The 23700-nt window shown below is 51.9% G+C and carries 21 protein-coding genes and 1 tRNA gene; 9 read left to right on the top strand and 13 right to left on the bottom strand.

The genetic code is table 11. The features are described 5' to 3' along the window. Nucleotides 1-4 precede the first annotated feature (4 nt). From dapB to F7P81_RS14935, 6 genes are all read left to right on the top strand, one after another. On the top strand, nucleotides 5-826 hold the full coding sequence (gene dapB / locus F7P81_RS14910; protein WP_374828118.1) for a 4-hydroxy-tetrahydrodipicolinate reductase: 822 nt from the start codon (nucleotides 5-7) through the stop codon (nucleotides 824-826). A gap of 38 nt (nucleotides 827-864) precedes the next feature. After that, the gene (locus F7P81_RS14915) at nucleotides 865-1485 is read left to right on the top strand and encodes a 2,3-bisphosphoglycerate-dependent phosphoglycerate mutase (RefSeq protein WP_022712454.1); all 621 of its coding nucleotides are present in this window, start codon (nucleotides 865-867) and stop codon (nucleotides 1483-1485) included. A 224-nt stretch (nucleotides 1486-1709) separates the two neighbouring features. Next, nucleotides 1710-1796 (top strand) — tRNA-Leu (locus tag F7P81_RS14920). A gap of 107 nt (nucleotides 1797-1903) precedes the next feature. Further along, nucleotides 1904-2113, top strand: coding sequence for a hypothetical protein (locus F7P81_RS14925; protein WP_151160125.1), 210 nt, complete (start codon nucleotides 1904-1906; stop codon nucleotides 2111-2113). A gap of 174 nt (nucleotides 2114-2287) precedes the next feature. Next, on the top strand, nucleotides 2288-3340 hold the full coding sequence (locus tag F7P81_RS14930) for a sensor domain-containing diguanylate cyclase (protein ID WP_151160126.1): 1053 nt from the start codon (nucleotides 2288-2290) through the stop codon (nucleotides 3338-3340). Nucleotides 3341-3524: 184 nt separating this feature from the next. Then, nucleotides 3525-4367 carry an endonuclease/exonuclease/phosphatase family protein gene (locus F7P81_RS14935; protein ID WP_175576120.1) on the top strand — a complete coding sequence of 281 codons (843 nt, stop codon included), beginning with the start codon at nucleotides 3525-3527 and terminating at the stop codon, nucleotides 4365-4367. Here F7P81_RS14935 and cls read toward each other — a convergent pair. Both cls and F7P81_RS14945 read right to left on the bottom strand, forming a co-directional pair. Continuing rightward, nucleotides 4364-5836 carry a cardiolipin synthase gene (gene cls / locus F7P81_RS14940; protein WP_151160127.1) on the bottom strand — a complete coding sequence of 491 codons (1473 nt, stop codon included), beginning with the start codon at nucleotides 5834-5836 and terminating at the stop codon, nucleotides 4364-4366. The two genes, F7P81_RS14935 and cls, sit on opposite strands and share 4 nt — an antisense overlap. 287 nt (nucleotides 5837-6123) lie before the next feature. After that, nucleotides 6124-7191: a linear amide C-N hydrolase gene (locus F7P81_RS14945; RefSeq protein ID WP_151160128.1), complete on the bottom strand. Its 1068-nt coding sequence runs from the start codon at nucleotides 7189-7191 to the stop codon at nucleotides 6124-6126. A gap of 419 nt (nucleotides 7192-7610) precedes the next feature. Here F7P81_RS14945 and F7P81_RS14950 point away from each other — a divergent pair, with 419 nt between their 5' ends. Together F7P81_RS14950 and F7P81_RS14955 are read left to right on the top strand one after the other, a co-directional pair. Continuing rightward, nucleotides 7611-8180: an HdeD family acid-resistance protein gene (locus F7P81_RS14950; protein WP_022712447.1), complete on the top strand. Its 570-nt coding sequence runs from the start codon at nucleotides 7611-7613 to the stop codon at nucleotides 8178-8180. Nucleotides 8181-8312: 132 nt separating this feature from the next. Continuing rightward, a complete protein-coding gene (locus tag F7P81_RS14955; RefSeq protein WP_151160129.1) occupies nucleotides 8313-9902 on the top strand; it encodes a peptide chain release factor 3 in 1590 nt (529 codons plus the stop codon). Between the two features lie 98 nt (nucleotides 9903-10000). Here the strand turns inward: F7P81_RS14955 and F7P81_RS14960 are convergent, their stop codons facing one another. From F7P81_RS14960 to ubiE, 4 genes are all read right to left on the bottom strand, one after another. Continuing rightward, nucleotides 10001-11173: an ammonium transporter gene (locus F7P81_RS14960; RefSeq protein WP_245257360.1), complete on the bottom strand. Its 1173-nt coding sequence runs from the start codon at nucleotides 11171-11173 to the stop codon at nucleotides 10001-10003. Between the two features lie 446 nt (nucleotides 11174-11619). After that, nucleotides 11620-12999, bottom strand: a complete 1380-nt coding sequence (coaBC, locus tag F7P81_RS14965) for a bifunctional phosphopantothenoylcysteine decarboxylase/phosphopantothenate--cysteine ligase CoaBC (RefSeq protein WP_151160131.1) — start codon at nucleotides 12997-12999, stop codon at nucleotides 11620-11622. Nucleotides 13000-13182: 183 nt separating this feature from the next. Then, entirely contained in the window at nucleotides 13183-14751 is a 1569-nt protein-coding gene (ubiB, locus tag F7P81_RS14970; protein WP_151160132.1) for a 2-polyprenylphenol 6-hydroxylase, read from the bottom strand. 76 nt (nucleotides 14752-14827) lie between these two features. Next, entirely contained in the window at nucleotides 14828-15655 is an 828-nt protein-coding gene (ubiE, locus tag F7P81_RS14975; protein ID WP_022712442.1) for a bifunctional demethylmenaquinone methyltransferase/2-methoxy-6-polyprenyl-1,4-benzoquinol methylase UbiE, read from the bottom strand. A gap of 411 nt (nucleotides 15656-16066) precedes the next feature. Here ubiE and upp point away from each other — a divergent pair, with 411 nt between their 5' ends. Then, on the top strand, nucleotides 16067-16693 hold the full coding sequence (gene upp / locus F7P81_RS14980) for a uracil phosphoribosyltransferase (protein ID WP_183956655.1): 627 nt from the start codon (nucleotides 16067-16069) through the stop codon (nucleotides 16691-16693). A 100-nt stretch (nucleotides 16694-16793) separates the two neighbouring features. On the opposite strand, the gene deoA is transcribed toward upp, so the two are convergent. Genes deoA through F7P81_RS15015 form a run of 7 tightly spaced genes read right to left on the bottom strand, consistent with a single transcriptional unit; the run spans nucleotide 16794 to nucleotide 23574 of the window. After that, the gene (deoA, locus tag F7P81_RS14985; protein ID WP_151160133.1) at nucleotides 16794-18107 is read right to left on the bottom strand and encodes a thymidine phosphorylase; all 1314 of its coding nucleotides are present in this window, start codon (nucleotides 18105-18107) and stop codon (nucleotides 16794-16796) included. 19 nt (nucleotides 18108-18126) lie between these two features. Beyond that, nucleotides 18127-18936 (bottom strand): purine-nucleoside phosphorylase, encoded by an 810-nt coding sequence (locus F7P81_RS14990; RefSeq protein WP_151160134.1) that lies wholly within the window; start codon nucleotides 18934-18936, stop codon nucleotides 18127-18129. Between the two features lie 4 nt (nucleotides 18937-18940). After that, entirely contained in the window at nucleotides 18941-19333 is a 393-nt protein-coding gene (locus F7P81_RS14995) for a cytidine deaminase (protein WP_022712438.1), read from the bottom strand. Nucleotides 19334-19356: 23 nt separating this feature from the next. Then, the gene (locus F7P81_RS15000; RefSeq protein ID WP_151160136.1) at nucleotides 19357-20328 is read right to left on the bottom strand and encodes an ABC transporter permease; all 972 of its coding nucleotides are present in this window, start codon (nucleotides 20326-20328) and stop codon (nucleotides 19357-19359) included. Nucleotides 20329-20333: 5 nt separating this feature from the next. Continuing rightward, the gene (locus tag F7P81_RS15005; protein ID WP_022712436.1) at nucleotides 20334-21470 is read right to left on the bottom strand and encodes an ABC transporter permease; all 1137 of its coding nucleotides are present in this window, start codon (nucleotides 21468-21470) and stop codon (nucleotides 20334-20336) included. Beyond that, complete coding sequence (locus F7P81_RS15010; RefSeq protein WP_151160137.1) at nucleotides 21467-22024, bottom strand: cysteine hydrolase family protein; 558 nt, start codon at nucleotides 22022-22024, stop codon at nucleotides 21467-21469. The genes F7P81_RS15005 and F7P81_RS15010 overlap by 4 nt, the downstream gene beginning before the upstream one ends. After that, nucleotides 22024-23574: an ABC transporter ATP-binding protein gene (locus tag F7P81_RS15015; RefSeq protein ID WP_122093547.1), complete on the bottom strand. Its 1551-nt coding sequence runs from the start codon at nucleotides 23572-23574 to the stop codon at nucleotides 22024-22026. Before F7P81_RS15015 ends, F7P81_RS15010 begins: the two co-directional genes overlap by 1 nt. Nucleotides 23575-23700: the final 126 nt, after the last annotated feature.

Consider the following 23700-nt stretch of genomic DNA (forward strand, 5'->3'; position numbering starts at 1 on the left):
AGCCATGCAGACTTCTTCATCCCCGATGCGCCTCGTTGTCACCGGCGCAGGCGGACGTATGGGAAAAGCACTCATTCGTGCCATTGCGGAAAATCCGGAGACTGTTCTTTCAGGCGCGATTGTGCGTGAAGGCTCCCCGCTGATCGGACAGGATGCCGGTGAAATAGCAGGTTGCGGTAAAAACGGTGTCCTCATCTCTGCCGATCCGCTGCCGGTTTTTGCCGAGGCGCAAGGTGTGCTGGATTTCACCACACCCGCTTCGACGCTGACCTATGCAGCACTTGCCGCGCAGGCACGCATTGTCCATGTGATCGGCACCACAGGCTGCTCGGAAGATGATGAAGAAAAGATCCGCGCCGCCGCCCGTCATGCGACAATTATCAAGTCCGGCAATATGAGCCTCGGCGTCAATCTCCTGTCTGCTTTGGTGGAACAGGCAGCACGTGCGCTCAGCCCTTCCGCTTTCGATATTGAAATCTTCGAAATGCATCACAAGCATAAAGTCGATGCCCCTTCCGGCACTGCCCTGCTCCTTGGAGAAGCGGCAGCAGATGGCCGCGGCATTACACTGAAAGATCACAGTGTCCGTGTGCGCGACGGCCATACCGGCGCACGTGAAGACGGCACAATCGGTTTCGCTTCTTTGCGCGGCGGTTCTGTTGTCGGGGATCATTCTGTGATTTTTGCCGGTCTTTCAGAGCGCATTACTCTCTCCCATCAGGCACAGGACCGCTCCGTTTTCGCACAAGGCGCGGTAGCAGCGGCATTATGGGGACACGGCAAAAAACCGGGTCTTTATTCAATGCGTGACGTTCTCGGCCTCTGACCCAGTTTTTATTTGTCTATCTAACCGGAGATAAACTTATGTCCCGCACCCTTGTTCTTGTCCGCCACGGCCAAAGCGAATGGAATCTGAAAAACCTGTTTACCGGCTGGCGCGATCCATCCCTGACCGAACAGGGTCATGCAGAAGCCAAAGCCGCAGGCCAGCGCCTGAAAGATGCCGGTCTGAAATTTGATATTGCTTACACATCCGATCTGTCCCGTGCACAGATCACCTGTCAGCATATTCTTGACCAGCTTGGTCAGTCTGATCTGCAGACCATCCGCAATGTTGCGCTGAATGAGCGCGACTATGGCGATCTTTCTGGCCTCAACAAGGATGATGCCCGCGCCAAATGGGGTGAAGAACAGGTTCATGTCTGGCGCCGTTCCTATGATGTGCCGCCTCCGGGCGGTGAAAGCCTGCGCGATACCGGCGCACGCGTCTGGCCTTATTATCTGCACACAATTCAGCCGCATGTATTGCGCGGTGAAAAAGTGCTGGTTGCCGCTCACGGCAATTCCCTGCGCGCTCTGATTATGGCTCTGGAAGGCCTGACCAGCGATGAAATCATTGCGCAGGAGCTGAATACCGGCGTACCGATCATTTATGAACTGAATGCAGACAGCACGATCGCTTCCAAGAAAGTGCTGAGCGCATAATCAGAGCCATTCGCTCAGAGTGATTCAAAGCCGGATACATCCATGTGTCCGGCTTTTTTCTATGCATAATGTGGAAAACAACACACGTCTAAGGTGTTGAAATGATTTTATTTTCCATCCTGAGACGAAAAAACAAAAAAACTTCAAAAAAATACAAATTTTCTGCAATTTTCGATGAAATGCCGTTGACATGAATCACTCTGCCCTTTAAACGGTCACTCAACGCCCAGATGGCGGAATTGGTAGACGCACCAGCTTCAGGTGCTGGCGCTCGCAAGGGCGTGGAGGTTCGAGTCCTCTTCTGGGCACCATATAAAGACTGCTACCAAGGTCTTTAACAAAAACACCCGCGCAAGCGGGTTTTTTTGTATCTGCATTTCATCCGCACAATATCCCCCTCTCCTCAGCAGGAAACATTATGGAAACTGTCGCAATTGACAATCGCAGCGAATTTGCTCTCTGGGCTATTCAGCGCGCGCAGGAAATCGTTACACAGCAAGGCGCCGCACTGGCAATAGCAGCACGTGATATGAATGAAGAAGAACTGGCCAGAACTGCAGCCGATCTCGGCTCAGCCATTTCCGATGCCTTGATTGATGTTTTCGACGGATTAATGGTTCAGGAATAATTCGGATATTTTTTATCAGATTATCCCGTTTCCTTTTTTGTAAGAGCGCACTAATATTATTGTAACATCTGCTGACGAAACGAAAAAACACCAAACACGACCAGCAGCACTGCCGTTTATACGACCCGTCTTCGCATGCCACCTTTCTTATAAAACAGAAATCTGGAACTTATCTTGATCAGTCAGAATGCTACCCGGCCATTTGAAATCCCTGCGAATGAAGCTGAACGTCTTGTATCTGTTCGCAGCCTGCTTCCTTCTCAGTTCACAATTACAGATGAGCTGAACATTCTCACAACGCTTGTCAAAAATATTTTCCACGCAGCATCCTGCGCCGTGACGATTATTGATGAAGACTGGCAACGCATCGCCTCAACGGCAGGTATCAAGGCGGAAGATTGTCCGCGCGAGCAATCTGCATGTACCTATGTCGTTAAATCCGGCCGTCAGTTTATTGTGCAGGATATGACGAGCGATCCCGCTTTCAACAGCAAAAACTATGTTACCGGCGATCCGTCCTTCCGCTTTTATGCAGGGTTTCCGCTGGAGATTGATACAGGGCTGACATTGGGTGCCTTGTGCATCATTGATACAAAGCCACGCACCCTGAGCGATGATGATTGTGAGGAGATGCGCCGCTTTGCCCTTCTCGCCAGCGCTCTGCTCCGGCTGCAACGCAAGAATGTTGTTTTGCAAAATGACAAAACCAATTTATGGAAAAATTCTCTGACTGATCCACTGACGCAGCTCTACAATCGCCGCGCATTGAAGGAATATGTCTCGCCGTTTCTCCGTCAGCATTTTGATGAAAAACGCTCTGCCGGCATCCTGCTGCTGGATATGGATAATTTCAAAACCATCAATGACACGCACGGACATCCAGCCGGTGACAGATTGTTGCGGCAGGCGGCAGAAAGAATCCGTTCCGTTCTGGGGTCTGATGATATTCCCGTCCGTATCGGCGGCGATGAATTTTGTATCATTCTGCCGGAAACACAAAGCGATGATACACTGAAAACGATTGCCGACTGTCTGGTTGATGCATTCCGCATCCCGTTCAAAATCAACGGGCATGATATTCATTCAGCCGTCAGTATCGGCACATTGCTGGTACCCGAGGACGGCCGCACCAGCGAGCAAATGTCCCGCCATGCGGATAAAGCACTTTATACAGCCAAAGCCCGTGGCCGAAATTGTGCCGTCCGTTTTGACAAGTCGATGCTTTAGACCTGTTTAAACCGTATTCTTGGGCTATAAATATACGAAAATATCATCTGCGGGTTTGGCAAAAATCACGCATGATATTGCTCGGGGTCATTCAGCACCCTATATACACGATCTCTGACTGCACTATTCCGGCACCAAACACCCTCCGGAGATGCTCTAGTGATCTGCAATGAGGAAACTGCGCTTGCGTAAGAAATTGCATGACAGGAAATTACCCCAGACGGTTCTGAGAGCAATACGCAACCGGCGCGGCTACCGGCCGCTGGCAGATAATAATCCGAGCGGCGATACAATCGTCGCCTCTTACAATGTCCATAAATGTATCGGCATTGACAAAAAATTCGACCCCGAACGCACGGCTCAGGTCATCTCCGAACTGAATGCCGATATCATCGCTATTCAGGAAGCGGATAAGCGTTTTGGTGAACGCCACGGCTTACTCAATCTGCAGCATCTGGAGAGAGACAGTGGCTTAGTGCCAGTGCCGATCCAGACTATGTCGCCCAACGGCCATGGCTGGCACGGCAATCTGCTGCTGTTCCGGCAGGGGCTTATCAGAGACATCCACCAGCTGAAATTACCGGGTGTGGAGCCGCGCGGTGCCGTGGTTGCTGATATTGATCTGGAAGAAGGCCCACTGCGGATTATTGCCGCGCATTTCGGCCTGCTGAAACATTCCCGTTCCCGTCAGGCAGAAACCCTGCTCTCGATGATCCGTGAGGATAATGAGCGTCCGACTATCCTGATCGGCGATCTCAATGAATGGCGTGTCGGCAAAGGCTCCTCGCTGGCAACTTTGCAACCGGTGTTCAACCTCACAGCGGGTGCTGTTCCGAGCTTTCCATCAAGATTTCCGGTATTGGCGCTGGATCGTATCCTCAGCAGCCCGCAAAAGCTTGTTACCTCGGTCGAAGTACATAACACGCCGCTTGCCCGTATCGCATCGGATCACCTGCCCATCAAAGCCCATCTCGACCTCAGAGCACTGGACTTACCCAATCCGATGCAAGCGCGCTTTTCTGCTTAAAGATAAGGCGAGCCCAGCCAGACAATACGCTCCAGCAAACGGCGGGAGAATGGCCGCGCCTTCAGATCGGCCAGCTTGACACCTGTCCCCAGCGCGACATGCTGATCGATGCGTCTGGAAATGGATTTTGCCGTTCCGGCATCATAGACTTCAAGATCAATCTCAAAGTTCAGACGCAGAGAACGCGGGTCAAGATTGCTCGAGCCGACATAAGCCCAGACATCATCGACGCTCATCAGCTTCGAGTGATTGAACGCGCCTTTGGCTCGCCAGATCCGGCAACCGTCTTTCAGCAACTGATCGAACTGCGCCGTCATCGCCATATCCACCAGCACCAGATTATTCTGCGCTGGCACAACAATATCAACCGTAACGCCACGCCGCGCAGCCGTTACCAGCGCACTGACCAATTCACGATCCGGCAGCAGATAAGGCGTCATGATACGGATATGTTTTTCAGCGACCGAAAAAGCGCCCATCATGATTTTATGATTGGTTTCAAGACTCTTATCCGGCCCCGAAGGCACAGCACGCACCAGCAGCCCTTCACCGGGTGAAAAAGCCGGCGGCGTCACAGACCATGCGGCACCGCTTAAATGCTCATCGGTGGTAAAGCGCCAGTCCTCGGACGCCGTATTGAACAAATCTGTCACAACCGGCCCTGTCAGGCGAAAATGCGTGTCCTGCGCCGCATGACTTTGTGCAAATTCCGTTGTGAAGCCCGCACGGATATTCATACCGCCGGTAAAAGCAATTTCTCCGTCAATAATCAGAATTTTACGATGCGTACGCAGATTGGCATAAGGCAGACGCAGCCCCATAATCAGCTTGCCGTTAAACACCTCTGCCTGCACGGTCTTGGAACGCAGCAAACCAACGATACTCGGCGTGGAATAACGGGCGCCGACAGCATCCACCAGCACGCGGACTTCCACACCGCGGATAACGGCCTTGCCAAACGCCTCGGCAAATTGCTTACCGATTTCATCATTATCAAAAATATAGGTTTCCAGCAGAATGCTGCGTTTTGCTCTGCCTATTGCTTCCAGCATGGCTGCATAGGCGATATCACCGCTCTGCAAAACCTCAATATTATTGCCCGATGTCAGATTACATCTGCTGACAACATCGCCCAGCCGTTTCATCGCAATAAAATTATTGCCGCTGGCATCGCGCACCTCATCCGGCGAGGCATCATAATGCGACAAGTGATAAAGCTCGATATCGGTCATACCCGCACGCTGCATACTCAGCGAGGTTCGTCTGATACGGTTCACACCGGCAATGGCATAGACCACGGCACCGATAATCGGCGACAGCATGATAACGCCGACCCACCCAAGAGCGGAGCGGACTTCCTCTTTGGTCATCGTCGCATGAATGGCAGCAATCGCACCGATAATCAGCGAAAAACCAAGCACAATATGCGGCCAGTAAACCGGCCAATATGAAATCAACGCGTCAAACATGCAGGCAAATTATCAGCAATCACCGAGCTTTGGCAAAAAAATTTCGCGCCTGATTTATAATACACAACTCTTAAAAGCCGTATACTCTCATAGCCGTCTTTGAGAATATATTCGCAACACATCCATCTGCCGCATTTGCAGCTATAACAACAAAAAATATCTCTCATCAAAACACCTCCCTTTGATCTTTTCAAACCAAAGGGAGGCAACATTGCAAATTATTGAAACAACTCCGAGCCTAATAACAAGCAATCAGCTCAGCAGCGAATTATATAATAAACCGGTCATCAAAATGATGCCTGTTTAACCTTTTGGAACTTCGCCGTTACATCTCCTGACAGATTAAAATTATCGGGCTTGAGGAACATGACAGGGGCTCCTTTCGCCAGATTGAACTTGTTTAAATCCGCCCAAACAACGTTCAGACTGGTTGTCATTTCAAAATAGTAGCGTTTTTTTGCCAGGTTAGAGACCGTACGATACTCCGTATTATACTGTCCGGAATCCTTATACGGTGCACCAAACGGTACTGAAACATTTCGCGCAACGGACAACATGGTGGAAACCGCTTCATGATCGGTTTTAGGCTCCGGTATAGTACGGAGATAATAGGAGGCACGCTGGAACCGATCTGTCGGGCTTACATTTCCGGGAAGTGGCGTTTCTCTGCTCGCATTAGAAAAATCAAGCTTTTTTAACAATGCAAGCTGTTTATCGTAAGAAGGATCATTCGTCACCACCCGATAATCAGGATTGTGATAAACAACAGCCTTACCATTTATATATTCAACAATAGCAGAGTCACCGGCAGCATCCTCCAATGCCAGATGAACGGTCGCTTTAGTGCCCCCGTTCACCTCAACCATCACGGGCTGAATTTTATCAAGCAGCATAAGCGCCTCTGAAACCGTTGCTGCACTGTCAAGCGCGTATTGAGCCCAAAGCGCCGCCTGTAGTCCGGGCTTACTTGTGTCCCGCGTACCAAAATCAGTCGAGGTTAAATAGAGAAGATGCGCTCCCAGACCACGTTCATTGAAACCATCAACCGTTCCAACGCCAAACATCGTGGTGACCATGCTTCCATATTTGGATGTCCATTTCAGCGGATTTTTCGCAACAACAGTTTTATGATCGAGTTGCCCCCCATTACGAGATATACCCCGTGGGAAAACATTAATAACCGGCTCAGTTGTAGCCGGCCAATCCGTCGTACGCCCTACTACGACACCAACTTTATTGTTCCAAAGGAGGCGGGTACAGGCCTCTGCATTGAACGCAGGAAATAAGCTGAACGGGACAATAGCTGTAGCAATGGCAATACTGCTTGAGAGCACTTTGCAAAATGTTTTTTTCATCTAATAAATCCAGTTATTAAAATTAAAACAAACACAACTTAAACTTAAAATTTTTTGTTGTTTAAGCTGTCAAGCATGCGGAACATGCAGAGCTGTTGCAGCCTGTGGGAGTCAAAGCGATCATAGTCTGCCTGTCTGGAGCACAGACAGGTATACCCCGTATCAATAAGGTTGAAATCTCCAACTTAATGCCAATTAAAAATTGAAACCCACCTGAAAAATGGAGACAATTACAGCATGTCCATTTTAAAAACACAGAGTAAAACCTGCATTTTCCAACCCGTTTTTCAGCCGCACTAAAGATCCTGATTTTAATATAGTGAAGCAGGATCACATTATAATCATTTGAATTTTGCAATAAATTTAATATGATCATCTTTTAATAAGAGTTGCGTTACTTCATCAACAGGATGACACTCATGTCTTTATCATCAGATATTAAAACTCCGGCACAAGCCATCAGCTCCCTCACTCATAAATGGGGCTGGTTTATCGTTCTGGGCATTGTCATGCTGATGCTCGGTGGTATTGCTTTCGGTAATCTCGTTTTTGCGACCGTGGCATCGGTCTATTACGTAGGTATCACTATTCTGATTGCTGGTATTGTTGAAATCATCCATGCATTCAGTGTTCAGACATGGAAGAGCTTCTTCTTCTGGATGATCAGCGGTGCGCTTTATGCGGCAGCCGGTGTTCTGACCTTCCTCAACCCGCTGCTCGCATCCAGCATTTTCACAATCTTCATCGCCGCAGCACTGCTGGGCTCGGGTGTATTCCGTATGTGGGTCGCATTCCAGAGCCGCAGCGTTAAAGGCTGGGGCTGGATGCTCGCCGGTGGTCTCATCACTGCCCTCGCCGGTATCGTTATTGCAATCGGCTGGCCGGTCAACAGCCTGTGGATTCTCGGCATGTTCCTTGCCATTGATCTGGTCTTCCAGGGCTGGGCGATGATCGCACTGGGCTTTGGCCTCAAAACCATGCGCGGCTGATAAAACCGCTTTATGAAAAGGGCGTTTTCTGCTTTCAACGGCAGAAAATGCCCTTTTGCATTTCAGGTCGACGAACTGCCGCGATGCTGCTAGAAGGCACACCTGTCCAATTTTATATTATCCGAGCTCTTTATGCCTGAACAAACGACCCCCGCCTCGCATCGTCGCACATTCGCGATCATTGCGCATCCGGACGCCGGTAAAACCACGCTGACTGAAAAACTGCTGCTATTCGGCGGTGCTATTCAGCTTGCCGGTGAAGTTAAGGCAAAGAAAGACCGTATCCAGACCCGTTCCGACTGGATGAATATTGAGCGCGACCGCGGTATTTCCGTTGTCACCTCGGTGATGACCTTTGAATATAAAGACTGCATCTTCAACCTGCTCGATACACCGGGGCACGAAGACTTTGCGGATGACACCTATCGCACACTCACAGCCGTTGACAGTGCCGTTATGGTGATCGATGCCGCAAAAGGTATCGAACCGCGTACGCTGAAACTGTTTGAAGTCTGCCGTATGCGTGACATTCCGATTGTCACTTTCATCAACAAGATGGACCGTGAAGCCCGCGACCCGTTTGAGATTCTCGACGAGATCGAAGAAAAACTGGCGCTGGATACCGCTCCGATCACCTGGCCGATCGGTTCCGGCAAAAGCTTTGCCGGAACCTATGATCTGCACAACAACACCATCCGCCGTCAGGATACCGAAGAGCAGCCGACACCGGTCAGCGGCCCTGACGATGCGCTGGCTGCCGGTCTGCTACCGGAAAATGAACGCGAAAACTTCATTGAAAGCGTGGAAATGGCGCGCGGCGTCTGCCGTGAGTTTGATCTGCAGTCGTTCCGTGAAGGTCATCTGACACCGGTCTATTTCGGCTCAGCGCTGAAGAAATTCGGTGTGCGTGATCTGATCGAAGCTTTCTGCGATTACGGCCCGAGCCCGCGCGCTCAGGACGCCGATACCCGCCGCGTTGAAGCCGATGAAGAAAAAATGACCGGCTTTGTCTTCAAAATTCAGGCGAATATGGATCCGAACCACCGCGACCGCATCGCCTTCCTGCGCGTCTGCTCCGGCAAATTGTCCCGTGGCATGAAAGCCAAGCTGGTGCGTACCGGCAAGCCGATGAGCCTTTCCGCTCCCCAGTTCTTCTTTGCCCGGTCACGTCAGATCGCCGATGAAGCTTTTGCCGGTGACGTGGTTGGCATTCCGAACCACGGAACTCTGCGCATTGGTGACACGCTGACCGAGGGTGAAGACCTGCTGTTCCGTGGCGTACCAAACTTCGCGCCGGAGATTCTGCGTCGCGTGCGTCTTGATGATGCAATGAAGGCCAAGAAACTGCGCGAAGCTCTCCAGCAGATGGCTGAAGAAGGCGTGGTACAGCTGTTCCTGCCGGATGACGGCTCTCCGGCGATTGTCGGCGTGGTCGGCGCGCTGCAGATCGACGTTCTGACCGAGCGTCTCAAAATCGAATATTCGCTACCGGTCGGTTTTGAAATGTCGCGCTTCAGCCTGTGCCGCTGGATTTCTTCCGATGATCCGGCTGAGCTGAACCGTTTCATCGCTACCCATCGCGCTGATATTGCTCATGATCTGGATAATAATCCGGTCTATCTGACGCCAAATGCATTCTCGCTGAATTATGAAGCAGAACGCTGGAAAGCCATCAAATTTGCCGCGATCAAAGATTATCAGGTTCGCGACATTAAAAAATAAACATAATAAATCCGCGTAACCGGTTTCTGCTGTCATCTTCTGCGGATGATCTGACAGAGCCGGTTACGCGGCAGCCCCTCTGCGGCTGAACTTGTTTTTTATGAATGCACAGTCTCGCCGTGCAGATTGATATCGAGACCCTCGATTTCCGTGGCCTTGGACACACGCAGCCCCATGAATATTCTGATGACAAAAACAATCAGGGCAGTCATCAGCGCCGTATAAAGCATGGTCACCACCACACCATAAAGCTGCTTGAGAACCGTCGCGCCTTCCGAGAGCGGATTGATCGCCGCATCTGCAAACAGGCCGGTGAGAAGCGCGCCGATAATACCGCCGACACCATGCACACCAAAAGCATCCAGACTGTCGTCATAGCCAAGCCAGTGCTTGAGCTTGACTGCCGCGAAATAACAGCCTGCACCGGACGCCACGCCGATCATCAGCGCCCCTGCCGGATTAACAAAGCCTGCAGCCGGTGTAATCCCCACAAGACCAGCCACCGCGCCGGAAATAATACCCAGCACACTCGGCCGCTTTGTCGCCAGCCATTCCACAACCATCCAGCTCAGCGCAGCCGCAGCAGCGGCAACCTGCGTATTCACCATGGCTACTGCAGCAATACCATTCGCACCACCGGCAGAACCGGCATTGAAACCAAACCAGCCAACCCAGAGCAGCGATGCACCAATCAGCGAATAGACCAGATTATGCGGTGCCATATTCACCTGTCCGTAGCCGTCACGCTTGCCCAGCATCAGCGCCACAACCAGACCGGCAATACCCGAATTGATATGCACGACCGTGCCACCCGCAAAATCCAGTACGCCGTCACCACCAAGAAAACCGCCGCCCCACACCCAATGCGCCACCGGCACATAGACAATGAACAGCCACAAAATGGTGAAGATCAGCAGCGCTGAGAATTTCATCCGCTCGGCAAATGCACCGACAATCAGTGCGGGCGTGATGATCGCAAATGTCATCTGAAAGGTGATAAACACATATTCAGGAATTGTGCCGGTCAGGGATGCCGGTGTGACTCCCGCAAAAAACGCTTTCGACAAACCGCCGATAAAAGCATTGGCGCTGCCGCCGTCACTGAAAGCCAGCGAGTAACCGGCTACCATCCACAATACGGAAGCCACACAGGCAATTGCAAAACTTTGCATAGTGGTTGCCAGCACATTCTTACCGCGCACCATGCCGCCATAAAACAGCGCCACACCCGGTATGGTCATCAACAAAACCAGCACTGTGGAGGTCAGCATCCACGCGGTATCACCGGTGTTAGCCACAGCTGTCGCATCCTGCGCAAATGCCTGCGCATATGGAAAAACTATCAATACAGCCAAAGCACCGAATGCAGCTTTGAATGCATTGCGTGCTGATAATCTGGGCTCTCTGAAAATAAGCATCAAAATCTCCCGTATCTGCCGGAAGCCCCGCAACAGGCAGGCTTCTGTGGCTCAACAGAGACAAGGCAATTTTCATGCCAAACTGTGAAAAATCATTAATCGGGAGCAGGGTTAAAATAATAAGCTGCTGATTTTATGTTAAAAATATTTCCGCTTAAAAAATGGATTTCTTAACGACAAGTAGTATTGATATTCGTTGAGCACAAAGAGCAGACACCCGTTAAAAGCAGACTTGCCTAAAAATAAAGCAGCGCATATGTGCAAGCCTTATTTTTAGGCAATCAAGTTAAAATAATTATTCAGCTTAAAGCAGCAGCAATTTTTTCAGCCAGCCGCAATGCCACTTCATCCTTATCCAGCAATGGCCATTCGTCCACGCCATCACGGCTGACCAGCAACACCTGATTATGATCGCCGCCCATCACGCTGGAACCATCCTCGGCAAAGCTCACATTGTTGGCAGCAATCCAGTTTGCACCTTTTTTATCGAGCTTCTTGCGGGCATTTTCGACCACATTTTGCGTCTCGGCAGCGAAACCGATAACGAGACGCGGGCGCAGTTCGTGATGACCGATCGTCGCCAAAATGTCGGGATTTTCCACCATCTGCAAAGACGGCGCCGCTTCACCTGCCTGCTTCTTGATCTTCTGATCCGCCGCATTGGCTGTGCGCCAGTCTGCAACAGCCGCAACCATCACCGCTGCATCAGCAGGCAATTGCGCCTCAACAGCATCGCGCATTTGCCGCGCTGTCTCCACATGGATGGTTGTAACGCCCTGCGGATCAGGAATGGTCACCGGTCCCGCTACCAACCGCACATCCGCACCAAGCCGCGCCAGAGCCGCAGCAATCGCATGCCCCTGCTTGCCCGACGAGCGATTGGCAATATAGCGCACCGGATCAATCGGCTCATGGGTCGGCCCCGATGTGATGATAATCTTTTTGCCCTTTAATGGCAGATATTGAGGAGGCAGCAACAATTGCTCGATCTTCGCCACGATCTGCAAAGGTTCACTCATACGCCCCGTACCGGCCTCACCCTTTTCAGCCATTTCACCACGCTCAGGGCCGATAAAATGCACACCATCCTGATGCAACACTTTCACATTGCGTTGTGTTGCCGGATTATTCCACATCGCCGGATTCATTGCAGGCGCGATCAATACCGGCACTTTGCGCGCCAGCAGAATAGCCGCTGCCAGATCACCGCCCAGCCCTGCCACCATCTGCGCCATACGATCAGCCGTCGCAGGAGCCACCACAATCAGATCGGCATCACGCGCCAGCCTGATATGGCCGACATCCTGCTCATCCTCACGGGAAAACAAATCCGTATAAACATGGTCGGCAGCCAAAGCACCGACAGACAGCGGCGTAATAAAAGCCTGCGCGGCCTCTGTCATCACCGGCCGCACCTGCGCACCACGCTCTTTCAAACGGCGGATCAGATCAAGCACTTTATAGGCAGCAATCCCGCCGCCGATAATCAGCAAAATCCGTTTATCTTTAAGGCTCTGCGCTACAGGATCAGATGCCGGAACCAAAGGAGCAGGCACTTGTGTTTCGCCCGACAACAGAACCCGCACCTCCTCTTCCATTGAGCGGCCATTGGCTGCCGCCTGACGGCGCAGTGCTTCTTTTACATCTTCATCAAGATTACGGATTGTGATGCTGGCCATGATAGAGCATTCCTAAGTTATCTTAAATGATAGGAAATGCTCTATCTATTTGTTTACGCATTTCCGGACGCAAAACCGCTTCACACTTTTGCTGGAAATGCTTACCTCCAACAAAAAAGCGATACTCCTTTCAGAATACCGCTTTTAAATTCAGATTTGCAATCATTTATGCAATCAATGCAATCAAAAGAGCAATTTTACCGTCAGGATCACCACGCAAACCGCTATCACAATCTGGGCAATCCTGCCTGAGCGCGTATGCCGTGCTTCTGCTTTACCGATAGCTGCAGCGGTCGCATCATCAAAACGCAGACCATTGGCAGCCATATTGTCCAGTTCACCGGAAAGCCGCTCCAACCGCTTGGTCAGTTCCGGTGTCTGACGCATGAAATGCAGCAATGCCATGCCGCTTTCTTTCACATCAGCCGCGATGCCGACCGGCCCCAGATTTTTACGGATCCAGCCACCGACAACCGGCTCAGCCGATTTCCACATATTGAAATTCGGATCGAGTGTACGCGACACACCTTCAACCACAACCATCGTTTTTTGCAGCATAATCAGCTCGGCACGGGTTTCCATGTCGAAAAGCTCAGTCACCTCAAACAGCAAAGTCAACAGCTTCGCCATGGAAATGGTTTCTGCAGGCTGACCATGAATAGGCTCGCCGATTGCGCGGATTGCCTGCGCAAAGCTCGCCACATCATGATGATGCGGCACATAGCCCGCTTCAAAATGCACCTCGGCCACACGGCAATAATCGCGCGTGATAAACCCATAGAGAATTTCTGCCAGAAAACGGCGCTGCTGCTTATTGAGACGGCCGGTAATGCCAAAATCCACTGCAACAATTGTGCCTTTGGCATCCACAAACAGATTGCCCGGATGCATATCCGCATGAAAGAAACCATCGCGCAGCGTATGACGCAGGAAGGACTGGATCAATGTACGCGCCAGTTTCTGCAGATCAAAACCGGCAGCACGCAGGCCATCGACATCCGACATTTTAATGCCGTCGATCCACTCCATGGTCAGCACATCGCGGCCGGTGCGCTCCCAATCCACGGCAGGCACACGAAAACCTTCGTCACCCTTGATATTTTCGGCAATTTCGGACAATGCCGCCGCTTCCAGCCGCAAATCCATCTCGATACGGGTGGTTTGTGCAAGCGTTTCAGCCACCATGACCGGACGCAGACGGCGCGTCACCGGCACAAAGCGCTCCTGCAAACGCGCAACCATGAAGAAGCCTTCAAGATCCTGCGCGAAACGCTGACGCACACCCGGACGGATGACTTTAACGGCAACTTTGCGTGTACCGCCAACAAATGCCGGATGTACCTGCGCCATGGATGCGGCAGCAATCGGCGCATCAAATTCCGTATAGAGATCATCAATTGTACGACCGAGGGAACCCTCAACCGTGCGCTTTGCAGCCTCTTCGGGGAAGAAATCCATCCGGTCCTGCAAAAGTTGCAGATCATCCGCAACTTCCTTGCCAACGAAATCCGGACGCGTTGCCAGAAACTGACCAAGCTTTACATAAGAAGGTCCCAACCGGTTCATCGCCCGCGACATGCGTTCTGACCGCGCTGTATCGCGCGAGCGTTTACGTGCCAGAGCCCCTGCAACACGGTGAGCAAAAGCAGGTAAACCGCTCAGGCCTTCTGCCGGCAATGCGCTGATTACACCTTCACGGGTCATCACCCAACCGGCATGGATCAGTCGGAAACTAGCAGCAATGCGGCCCATAACTCACTCACTTTACAGAGCGCATTCCGGAAATCCTGTAGTAATTTCCGGAATTAAAATGCGCGGGAAATAATAATCAGATTTTCCAGCCAGAATGCAGGCTGGCAATACCGCCGGTGAAATTACGCCATGTCACGCGGGAGAAGCCGGCCGCTGTGATCATATTGGCAAAATCCTGCTGTTTCGGGAATTTGCGGATGGATTCAACCAGATATTTGTAGGATTCCGCATCACCGGTCACCATTTTGCCAATGGCCGGAATGGCATGGAACGACCATTGGTCATAAATCTTATCCAGCAGCGGCATTTCCACTTCGGAAAATTCAAGGCAGAGGAAACGGCCGCCCGGTTTCAGCACGCGGAAAGCCTCCTCCAGCGCCCAGTCAATATGCGGCACATTGCGGATACCGAAAGCAATCGTATAGGCATCAAAGGAATTATCGTCGAAAGGCAGTTTTTCGGCATTCGCCTCGACAAAATCCACATTATTCAGCAGGCCTTTTTTGGCAGCCCGCTCCTGCCCGACAGCCAGCATGGAACCATTAATATCAAGCACAGTTGTATGCGCCTGACGGTCTGATGCTTCAACAATACGGAACGCAATATCACCGGTACCACCGGCCACATCGAGCGAGCGCCAGTTCTGGATATGCGACGGGATTTTCGGCGGTGCCAGCCAGGCAACCATTGCATCTTTCCATGCACGGTGCAGACCGGCGGACATCAGATCATTCATCACATCATAGCGTTTGGCTACACTGTGAAAAACTTCATTCACCAGCCCCTGCTTGGACTCTTCATCGACTTTCTGAAAGCCGAAAGAATTCTCCATACCACCATGGGCACCGACACGGCTCTCATCTGCACCCTGATCCACGGTAGAATTTTCGTGTTGCTGGCTCATTTATTTATCCTGTCCTGCCCGCCCAACTTACCCGTCGGAACCAAAGCACTGCATAGAGACCCGAAACTGCAAATTTCAAGCTATGCCTGATGAAACATCTGCCCAGTAGCATATAAAGGCTGGGCGCGATGTTACAAGCAAATACGGCAAAGTTTGATATGACTTAACAAAATTTGCGCCGCAAAGCGCCGGTAATAATGATTCTTTTAGCGCATAAAACCCGTCACAGTTTCGTGTAGCTCTGCGCATTCATCCATAAAGCCTGCATTCTCTTTGAGAGAATTGTATAAAACGGGATAAATTTAAGCCCTGCTGCTTTTCCATACCCGTATTTTCGCTTATTGCGGTCTGGAAAATTCATCGGCTTCGGCTAATAATGCAAAAAATAAATTTTGAAAGCAGCGGGATATTATGAGCGTTACGGTAGTTAGTCATCCGCTTGTTCAGCACAAGCTCACCATTATGCGCATGAAAGAAACTTCAACCGCCAGCTTCCGGCGGTTGCTGAAAGAAATTTCCCTTCTGCTTTGCTATGAAGTGACCCGCGATCTCGATCTGACAACAACCATGATCGAAACGCCGATGCAGCCAATGGAATCGCCGATCCTCGACGGCAAAAAACTGGTTTTCGCATCCATCCTGCGTGCAGGTAATGGTCTGCTGGAAGGTATGCTTGATCTGGTGCCTGCGGCACGCGTTGCCCATATCGGTCTCTATCGCGATCACAAGACTTTGCAGCCGGTGGAATATTACTTCAAAGCACCGGAAGATATCGTCAACCGTCTGATTATTGTGGTTGATCCGATGCTGGCAACCGGCAACTCCGCCGTTGAAGCGATCACCAAGCTGAAAGAGCGCGGCGCAAGCAATATCCGCTTCCTCTGCCTGCTGGCAGCGCCGGAAGGTATCAAGCATTTTGCGGAAGTGCATCCGGATGTGCCGATCTACACAGCGGCCATTGATGAGAAGCTGAATGAAGACGGCTATATTGTTCCGGGTCTTGGTGATGCCGGTGACCGTATGTACGGCACCAAGTAACTAAAAAAGCGACCGTATGTACGGTACCAAATAGTAAAGATTGCGACCGTATGGTCGGCACCAAAGATGAAATAAAAAACGGCGCTCAGAGCGCCGTTTTTTATGCAGTTACCGTTTCATAAATCACCGGATTGAGCTGCGGTTTACTATCACTCAGCATCATCGCCTGCCGCACCATCTGCACAGCCTGATCGGCTTTGTCTTGCGTCTGCGCATGAACCAATGCCAGCACATCACCAGCTTTAACTTCACTGCCCAACGACAAAATATTGGTCACACCGACAGAAGGATCGATCTGATCCTGCGGGCGCATACGCCCGCCGCCCAATGCGACAACGCTCATACCGACTGCGCGTGTATCAATGGCGCTGATATAGCCATCACGCTCAGCACACACCGGCACCTGAAGAGGCGCAACCGGCAGATAATGCGCGGCTCTTTCAACGAAATCTGCAGGCCCGCCAAGGCCAGAAATCATACGGCCAAATTTTTCTGCTGCACTGCCATTATCCAGAGCCGTTTGCGCTTTTGCCAGACCATCAGTAACAGTTTGAGCCAGCCCTGCCGTTACCAGCATATGGGCGGCAAAATTCAGCACAACTTCCGCGAGACGCGCCTGCCGTTTGGCACCGGTCAGGAAATCAACAGCATTGCGCACTTCCACTGCATTACCGGCACAATCAGCCAGCGGCTCGTTCATATCGGTAATCAGCGCACTGGTCGGTAACCCCGCACCATTAGCCACCTGCACCAGACTTTGCGCCAAAGCCTGCGAAACTTCAAATGTCGGCATGAAAGCACCGCTGCCGGTTTTCACATCCAGCACAAGCCCGCTAATACCGGAAGCCAGTTTTTTCGAGAGAATAGAGGCGGTAATCAGCGGAATGGATTCCACCGTCGCCGTCACATCACGCACGGCATAAAACCGCTTATCCGCAGGAGCGAGGTCGCCGGTCGGACCGATAATGGCACAACCGCAATCGCGCACAACTGTGTTGAACAAGGCTTTATCAGGATAGCTCTGATAGCCGGGAATGGCATCCATCTTGTCTAATGTGCCACCGGTATGCCCAAGGCCGCGACCGGAAATCATCGGCACATAGGCACCGCAGGCAGCAACAATCGGTGCCAACATCAGCGAAACATTATCGCCCACACCGCCTGTCGAATGTTTATCCACCACAGGCCCGTCAAGATCGCGCCATTCCAGCACATCGCCGGAATATTGCATCGCCGTTGTCAGCGCCACAGCCTCGTCACGGGTCATGCCATTGAAGTATGTCGCCATGCCAAAAGCGGCAATCTGCCCTTCGCTCACACTGCCATCGGTAATACCGCGCACAAATGCCTTGATTTGCTCCGCGCTCAAAACTTGGCGATCGCGCTTTGCCCGAATAATTTCCTGTGGCAGCATGACGGCTCCTCTTCAGTGATTAGCCGATTTCACCGACCAGTATTTTGATAATTTTTTGCAGCTTCTGCCCGCCCAAAGGCGCCATCGTCTTGGTCTCATGATGGGAAAGTTCATCGCCGCTCATGCCTGCACCATAATTGGTGATGACCGAACAGGCGGCAGCCCGCAGCCCCAGAAAACGCGCCAGAATGACTTCCGGCACAGTGGACATGCCCACAGCATCGGCACCCAGCACCCGCGCCATGCGGATTTCTGCCGGTGTCTCAAAAGACGGGCCGGAGAACCACATATAGACACCTTCATACAGCTGCTCGCCCGCTGCACGTGCCGCATCGCGGAAAGCCTGCTTGAGTTCTGCATCATAGGCCGCTGTCATGCCGGTAAAACGCGCATCCGTATGTTCGCCGATCAACGGATTCATACCGGAATAATTAATGTGATCGTCGATCAGCATCACGCTGCCGGGTGCCATCTCCTGCACCACAGAACCGGCGGCATTGGTCAGGATCAGCGTTTCAATGCCAAGTGCTTTCAGTGTCTCCAGCACAGGGCGCATCGCCGCTGCGTCACCCTGCTCGTAATAATGCGCACGCCCTGCCAGCACCATTACCAGTCTACCCATTAAGCGACCGACAACCACCTCGCCCGCATGGCCGCTGACGCCGCTTTTCGGAAAGCGAGGCAGATCGGAATAACGGATATGCACCGGATCATCGAGCTCACTGACCAGTCCGCCAAGGCCGGAACCCAGCACAATAGCAACTTTCAGCGTTTCACCGGCGAAAGCTTCATTCAAACGGGCGCGTAAAATCAAAGCTGCTTCGGTCATGGCCTTAACCAATCACATCGGTCTGAAAACTGAATGGCAGCAATTCGCGCATCGTCACAGTCTGCACAACACCGGAACTGTCACACAAATGCAGCGGCACATCGGCACCGGCAAATTCTGCCAGACGCTGACGGCAACCGCCGCAAGGGGAGCATTTTTCCAGTTTCTCAGCCATCACCAGAATTTCGGCAATCTCACCGCCGCCATCCATCACATAATGCGACAGCATGGTGGTTTCAGCGCACCAGCCTTCAGGGAAAGAAATCACTTCAATATTGCAGCCGGAATAAATCCGCCCGTCTTTGGTACGTAAAGCAGCACCGACCGGAAATTTCGAGTAAGGGGCATGGCATTTCTGCATTGCAGCATAAGCTGCATCAAATAGATCCTGAGCCATATCAGCCCTCCTCATTTTTAATCTTAACGCTCTTTGACGTATGGTATTCCGCCCGCTTTCGGCGGAATGGCCTTACCGATGAAACCTGCCAGCAGGATAACAGTCAGAATATATGGCAGAGCCTGCATGAACTGCACCGGTACATCACCGATCAGCGGCAGTGACTGGCCTTGCAGGCGAATGCCCAGCGCATCGAGAAAGCCAAACAGCAAACAAGCATACATCGCCTGTACCGGACGCCATTTGGCGAAGATCAGTGCGGCCAGAGCAATATAGCCTTTACCGGCAGTCATATCCTTCACAAAGCCTGCGCCCTGTGCTGTCGCCAGATAGGCACCGGCCATACCGCAGAGCAGACCGCAGATAATCACTGCACGATAGCGAAGCCATGTCACCGAAATACCGGCTGTATCAACCGCCGCAGGATTTTCACCCACCGCACGCAGACGCAGACCAAAGCGGGTGCGATACAAAACCCTCCATGTCAGCGGCACCATCAGAAAGGCCAGATAGACCAGAATGGAATGACCGGAAATCAGCTCCGCATAAAGATAGCCGACAACTGGCACGTCCTTAACGGCTTCCGCGCCTGGAAAATTAATAGATGTAAAACGGGCGCTGTTTGGCAAAGACGGTGTTCGGCCACCCTGTCCAAACCATGCCTGACCGAGAATAATTGTTGTACCGGCCGCGATAAAATTGATCGCCAGACCGGAAACAATCTGATTGCCGCGATGGGTGATCGAGGCAAAACCGTGCACCAGTGACAACAGCATTGAAACCAGCAAAGCCGCACCAAGACCGGCAAGGGCGGAACCACTGATAGCCGCAACTGTACCGGCAGCGAAGGCACCAGCCAGCATTTTGCCTTCAAGACCGATATCGACAATCCCTGCACGCTCTGAATAGAGCCCTGCCAGACAGGCAAACAGCAACGGCGCAGACAGGCGCAAAGTTGAATCAAGCAGCTGAATAAGAGTTACATAGCTGTCCATGGCGCTTACTCCCCTGCTTTCGTGGCTGCACCGGCAGCATTTCGCGATGCAAAACGCATGAAAAACCGCTGGAAAGCAGGACGGAACATATGCTCCATCGCACCGGCAAACAGGATCACCAGACCCTGAATAATCACAATCATATCGCGGGAAATATTCGGCATATCAAAAGCGATTTCCGCACCGCCCTGATAGAGCATACCAAACAGGATCGCCGCCGGAATAATCCCCACCGGATGCGAGCGCCCCATCAGTGCCACCGCAATCCCCACAAAACCGGCACCGGCCACAAAGTCCAGTTGCAGGCGATATTGCGCGCCCATCACCGGATTAAGTGCCATCATACCGGCCAGCGCACCGGAAATCAGCATGGTGATAATAATCGTTCTCGACGGGTTGATACCGGCATATTCAGCGGCGCGCGGGCTGTGACCCATAGTGCGGATTTCATAGCCGATTTTTGTCCGCCAGATCAGCAACCACACCAGATAACAGGCCAGCAACGCCAGCAAAAAGCTGATATTCAGCGGTGCCGAACGGATTTCCATACCGAACAGGTTCATCAGCCAGTCGAGTTTCGGCAGTTGCCCACCTTCTGCAAAGCCACGGCTTTCCGGTGCCATCACACCAATCGGCTTGATGAAATTGATAATCAGATAGACCATCAGACTGGCGGCGATGAAGTTGAACATAATCGTGGTGATCACGATATGCGAACCGCGCTTAGCCAAAAGCCATGCCGGTATCAGCGCCCAGAGCGCACCGAAAATAGCACCGCCAAGCAATGCCGCAATCATGGTAATCCACCACGGCATGGATGCATCCAGCCAGAGACAGATCAGCGCCACGCCAAGACCACCGATATAAGCCTGCCCCTCACCGCCAATATTGAACAGCCCGCAATGAAAAGCGACGGCAACAGCCAGACCGGCAAAGATAAAATTCGTGGCATAAAACAGCGTATAGCCAATGCCTTCACCGGAACCGAAGGCACCTTTAACCATCAGCAGCGCTGCATCCAGCGGATTTTCTCCGACAAGCAGCACCACAAGTCCGGCAACCAGAAACGCAACCAGCAGGTTCAGTGTCGGGATCAGACCGTAATCCACCCATCGCGGTAATTTTGCAAAAGGCTGGCTCATGGCAACATTCCGATCACGGCGTCAGTGGTTTTTACCTGCGCATATTCGCCCTGCAACACGGCCAGTGTCAGCGCATGCACATCTTCCGCGCTCCAGAGACGGCCCTGCAAATCGGTGCGGTCTGTACTGGCAACCGCATCTTCCGGCACAATCACCTCAAAACCGAGATTAGCAGCCATACGCACTGTTGCATCAACGGAATTTTCCAACAACACACCGCCAATAACCAGCGTGCGGATTTGTAACTCATCCAGCACATCCATCAGGTCTGTGCCGATAAAAGCGCTGTTGGTACGTTTATCCACGACCGGTTCACCGATCTGCGGCTCGACTTCTGCTTTAAAGTCATTGCCTGCCGTTCCCGCGCGATAAGGCGACTGCGGATCGGTTGAATCATGGCGCACATGCACCACAGGCAGACGACGTTCGCGCCATGCTTCCAGCAGGCGCTGTAAATTCGCTTCAGTCTGTGGTTGTCCGCGGCGACCCCATTTCGGATCATCAATAGCCTTTTGCATATCAATGATGAGCAATGCCGGTGTTGAGCTAATCATCAATGCAGGCCCTTTTCGGTTTTCTTATTATCTTCATTCTGAATACCCGCCATCAGCAGGCCGATTTCCCCCTCACCGGCTTCCGGCCCGCACTCACCGACAACACGGCCGGCAAACATCACCAGAATACGGTCGGACAGCGAGCGGATTTCGTCCAGCTCAACAGAAATCAACAGCACGGCCTTACCGGCATCGCGCATTTCAATAATACGTTTATGAATAAATTCGATCGCACCGACGTCCACGCCGCGCGTCGGCTGCGCTACAATCAGCACATCCGGATTGCGTTCCATCTCACGTGCCAGCACGATCTTCTGCTGGTTACCACCGGAGAAATTCGCAGTTTTCAAACGCGGATCGGCAGGACGGATATCATATTGCGCAATTTTGCCCTTAGCATCCTGCATAATTGCTTCAATATTCAGGAACGGGCCTTTGAGATAGCGCGGATCATCATGATAGCCGAGAATGGAATTCTCATATTCCTCATAGGCCAGCACCAGCCCCATATGGTGGCGGTCTTCCGGCACATGGGCGAGACCACGGCGGCGCAATTCTGCCGGATGCGCATTACCGGTCACATTGACCGGCAGGCTATTCAGCATCACCACACCACTCTCGGCGCGACGAATACCGGCAATGACTTCGATCAGTTCTGACTGGCCGTTACCGGCAACACCGGCAATGCCGACAATCTCACCGGCACGCACATCAAAAGACACCGTGTCCACGACTGTGGTTTTCTGCGCATTGCGCACGACAAGGTTCTTCACCTGTAATACAGGCTCACCGGGTGTCGCAGCCTGCTTGTTCACGCGCAGCAAAACACGGCGGCCAACCATCAGTTCGGCCAGTTCTTCCACGCTTGCTTCAGCGGTTTTGCGGGTGGCAACCATCGTGCCCTGCCGCATCACAGAAACATTATCCGTCACTGCCATAATCTCGCGCAGCTTATGGGTAATCAGAACAATGGTTTTGCCCTGATCTTTCAGCTGCCGCAAAATACGGAACAGATGGTCAGCCTCTGATGGTGTCAGCACACCGGTCGGTTCATCAAGGATCAGAATTTCCGCGCCGCGATACAGCGCCTTCAGAATTTCCACGCGCTGCTGCAGACCAACAGGCAGATCTTCAACCACCGCATCAGGATCAACATCCAGCGCATATTCTTTTTCGAGCGCTTTCAGCTGCTCGCGCGCTTTTGCAATACCGGCGGATAATAAAGGCGCACCTTCCGCACCCAGCATCACATTTTCAAGCACTGTAAAATTATCAACCAGCATAAAGTGCTGATGCACCATACCGATGCCCGCAGCGATTGCCGCATCCGGATTGGATATATGCACCTGCCGGTCATTTACTTTGATCGTGCCTTTATCCGGCTGATAGAAACCGTAGATAATCGACATCAAAGTCGATTTTCCGGCGCCGTTTTCGCCGATAATCCCGTGGATGGTTCCCTTTTCGATCCGCAGATCAATAGCACGGTTTGCGTGCACAGCGCCGAAACGCTTATCAATTCCTGTCAGTTCAAGTGCAGGCTGCGCCATTATCCCATCCGTTAATCATCGACATCGCATTGCCGGAGCATTTTTATCAAATAACATATCGCGAACATCAAATGAAAACATCTGACATGTTCTGCTTTAACTGATTCCGCCACGCAGTTAACAATA

Origin of the sequence: Pseudochrobactrum saccharolyticum (assembly GCF_008801715.1) — a bacterium.
Classification (GTDB): Bacteria; Pseudomonadota; Alphaproteobacteria; order Rhizobiales; family Rhizobiaceae; genus Pseudochrobactrum; species Pseudochrobactrum saccharolyticum.

Bases quoted from the DNA above. Each gene is read 5' to 3' on its own strand.
- dapB (WP_374828118.1), top strand. From the start codon at position 5: ATGCAGACTTCTTCATCCCCGATGCGCCTCGTTGTCACCGGCGCAGGC.
- F7P81_RS14915 (WP_022712454.1), top strand. From the start codon at position 865: ATGTCCCGCACCCTTGTTCTTGTCCGCCACGGCCAAAGCGAATGGAAT.
- F7P81_RS14925 (WP_151160125.1), top strand. From the start codon at position 1,904: ATGGAAACTGTCGCAATTGACAATCGCAGCGAATTTGCTCTCTGGGCT.
- cls (WP_151160127.1), bottom strand. From the start codon at position 5,836: ATGTTTGACGCGTTGATTTCATATTGGCCGGTTTACTGGCCGCATATT.
- F7P81_RS14945 (WP_151160128.1), bottom strand. From the start codon at position 7,191: ATGAAAAAAACATTTTGCAAAGTGCTCTCAAGCAGTATTGCCATTGCT.
- F7P81_RS14950 (WP_022712447.1), top strand. From the start codon at position 7,611: ATGTCTTTATCATCAGATATTAAAACTCCGGCACAAGCCATCAGCTCC.
- F7P81_RS14955 (WP_151160129.1), top strand. From the start codon at position 8,313: ATGCCTGAACAAACGACCCCCGCCTCGCATCGTCGCACATTCGCGATC.
- F7P81_RS14960 (WP_245257360.1), bottom strand. From the start codon at position 11,173: ATGCTGACCTCCACAGTGCTGGTTTTGTTGATGACCATACCGGGTGTG.
- coaBC (WP_151160131.1), bottom strand. From the start codon at position 12,999: ATGGCCAGCATCACAATCCGTAATCTTGATGAAGATGTAAAAGAAGCA.
- ubiB (WP_151160132.1), bottom strand. From the start codon at position 14,751: ATGGGCCGCATTGCTGCTAGTTTCCGACTGATCCATGCCGGTTGGGTG.
- ubiE (WP_022712442.1), bottom strand. From the start codon at position 15,655: ATGAGCCAGCAACACGAAAATTCTACCGTGGATCAGGGTGCAGATGAG.
- upp (WP_183956655.1), top strand. From the start codon at position 16,067: ATGAGCGTTACGGTAGTTAGTCATCCGCTTGTTCAGCACAAGCTCACC.
- deoA (WP_151160133.1), bottom strand. From the start codon at position 18,107: ATGCTGCCACAGGAAATTATTCGGGCAAAGCGCGATCGCCAAGTTTTG.
- F7P81_RS14990 (WP_151160134.1), bottom strand. From the start codon at position 18,936: ATGACCGAAGCAGCTTTGATTTTACGCGCCCGTTTGAATGAAGCTTTC.
- F7P81_RS14995 (WP_022712438.1), bottom strand. From the start codon at position 19,333: ATGGCTCAGGATCTATTTGATGCAGCTTATGCTGCAATGCAGAAATGC.
- F7P81_RS15000 (WP_151160136.1), bottom strand. From the start codon at position 20,328: ATGGACAGCTATGTAACTCTTATTCAGCTGCTTGATTCAACTTTGCGC.
- F7P81_RS15005 (WP_022712436.1), bottom strand. From the start codon at position 21,470: ATGAGCCAGCCTTTTGCAAAATTACCGCGATGGGTGGATTACGGTCTG.
- F7P81_RS15010 (WP_151160137.1), bottom strand. From the start codon at position 22,024: ATGATTAGCTCAACACCGGCATTGCTCATCATTGATATGCAAAAGGCT.
- F7P81_RS15015 (WP_122093547.1), bottom strand. From the start codon at position 23,574: ATGGCGCAGCCTGCACTTGAACTGACAGGAATTGATAAGCGTTTCGGC.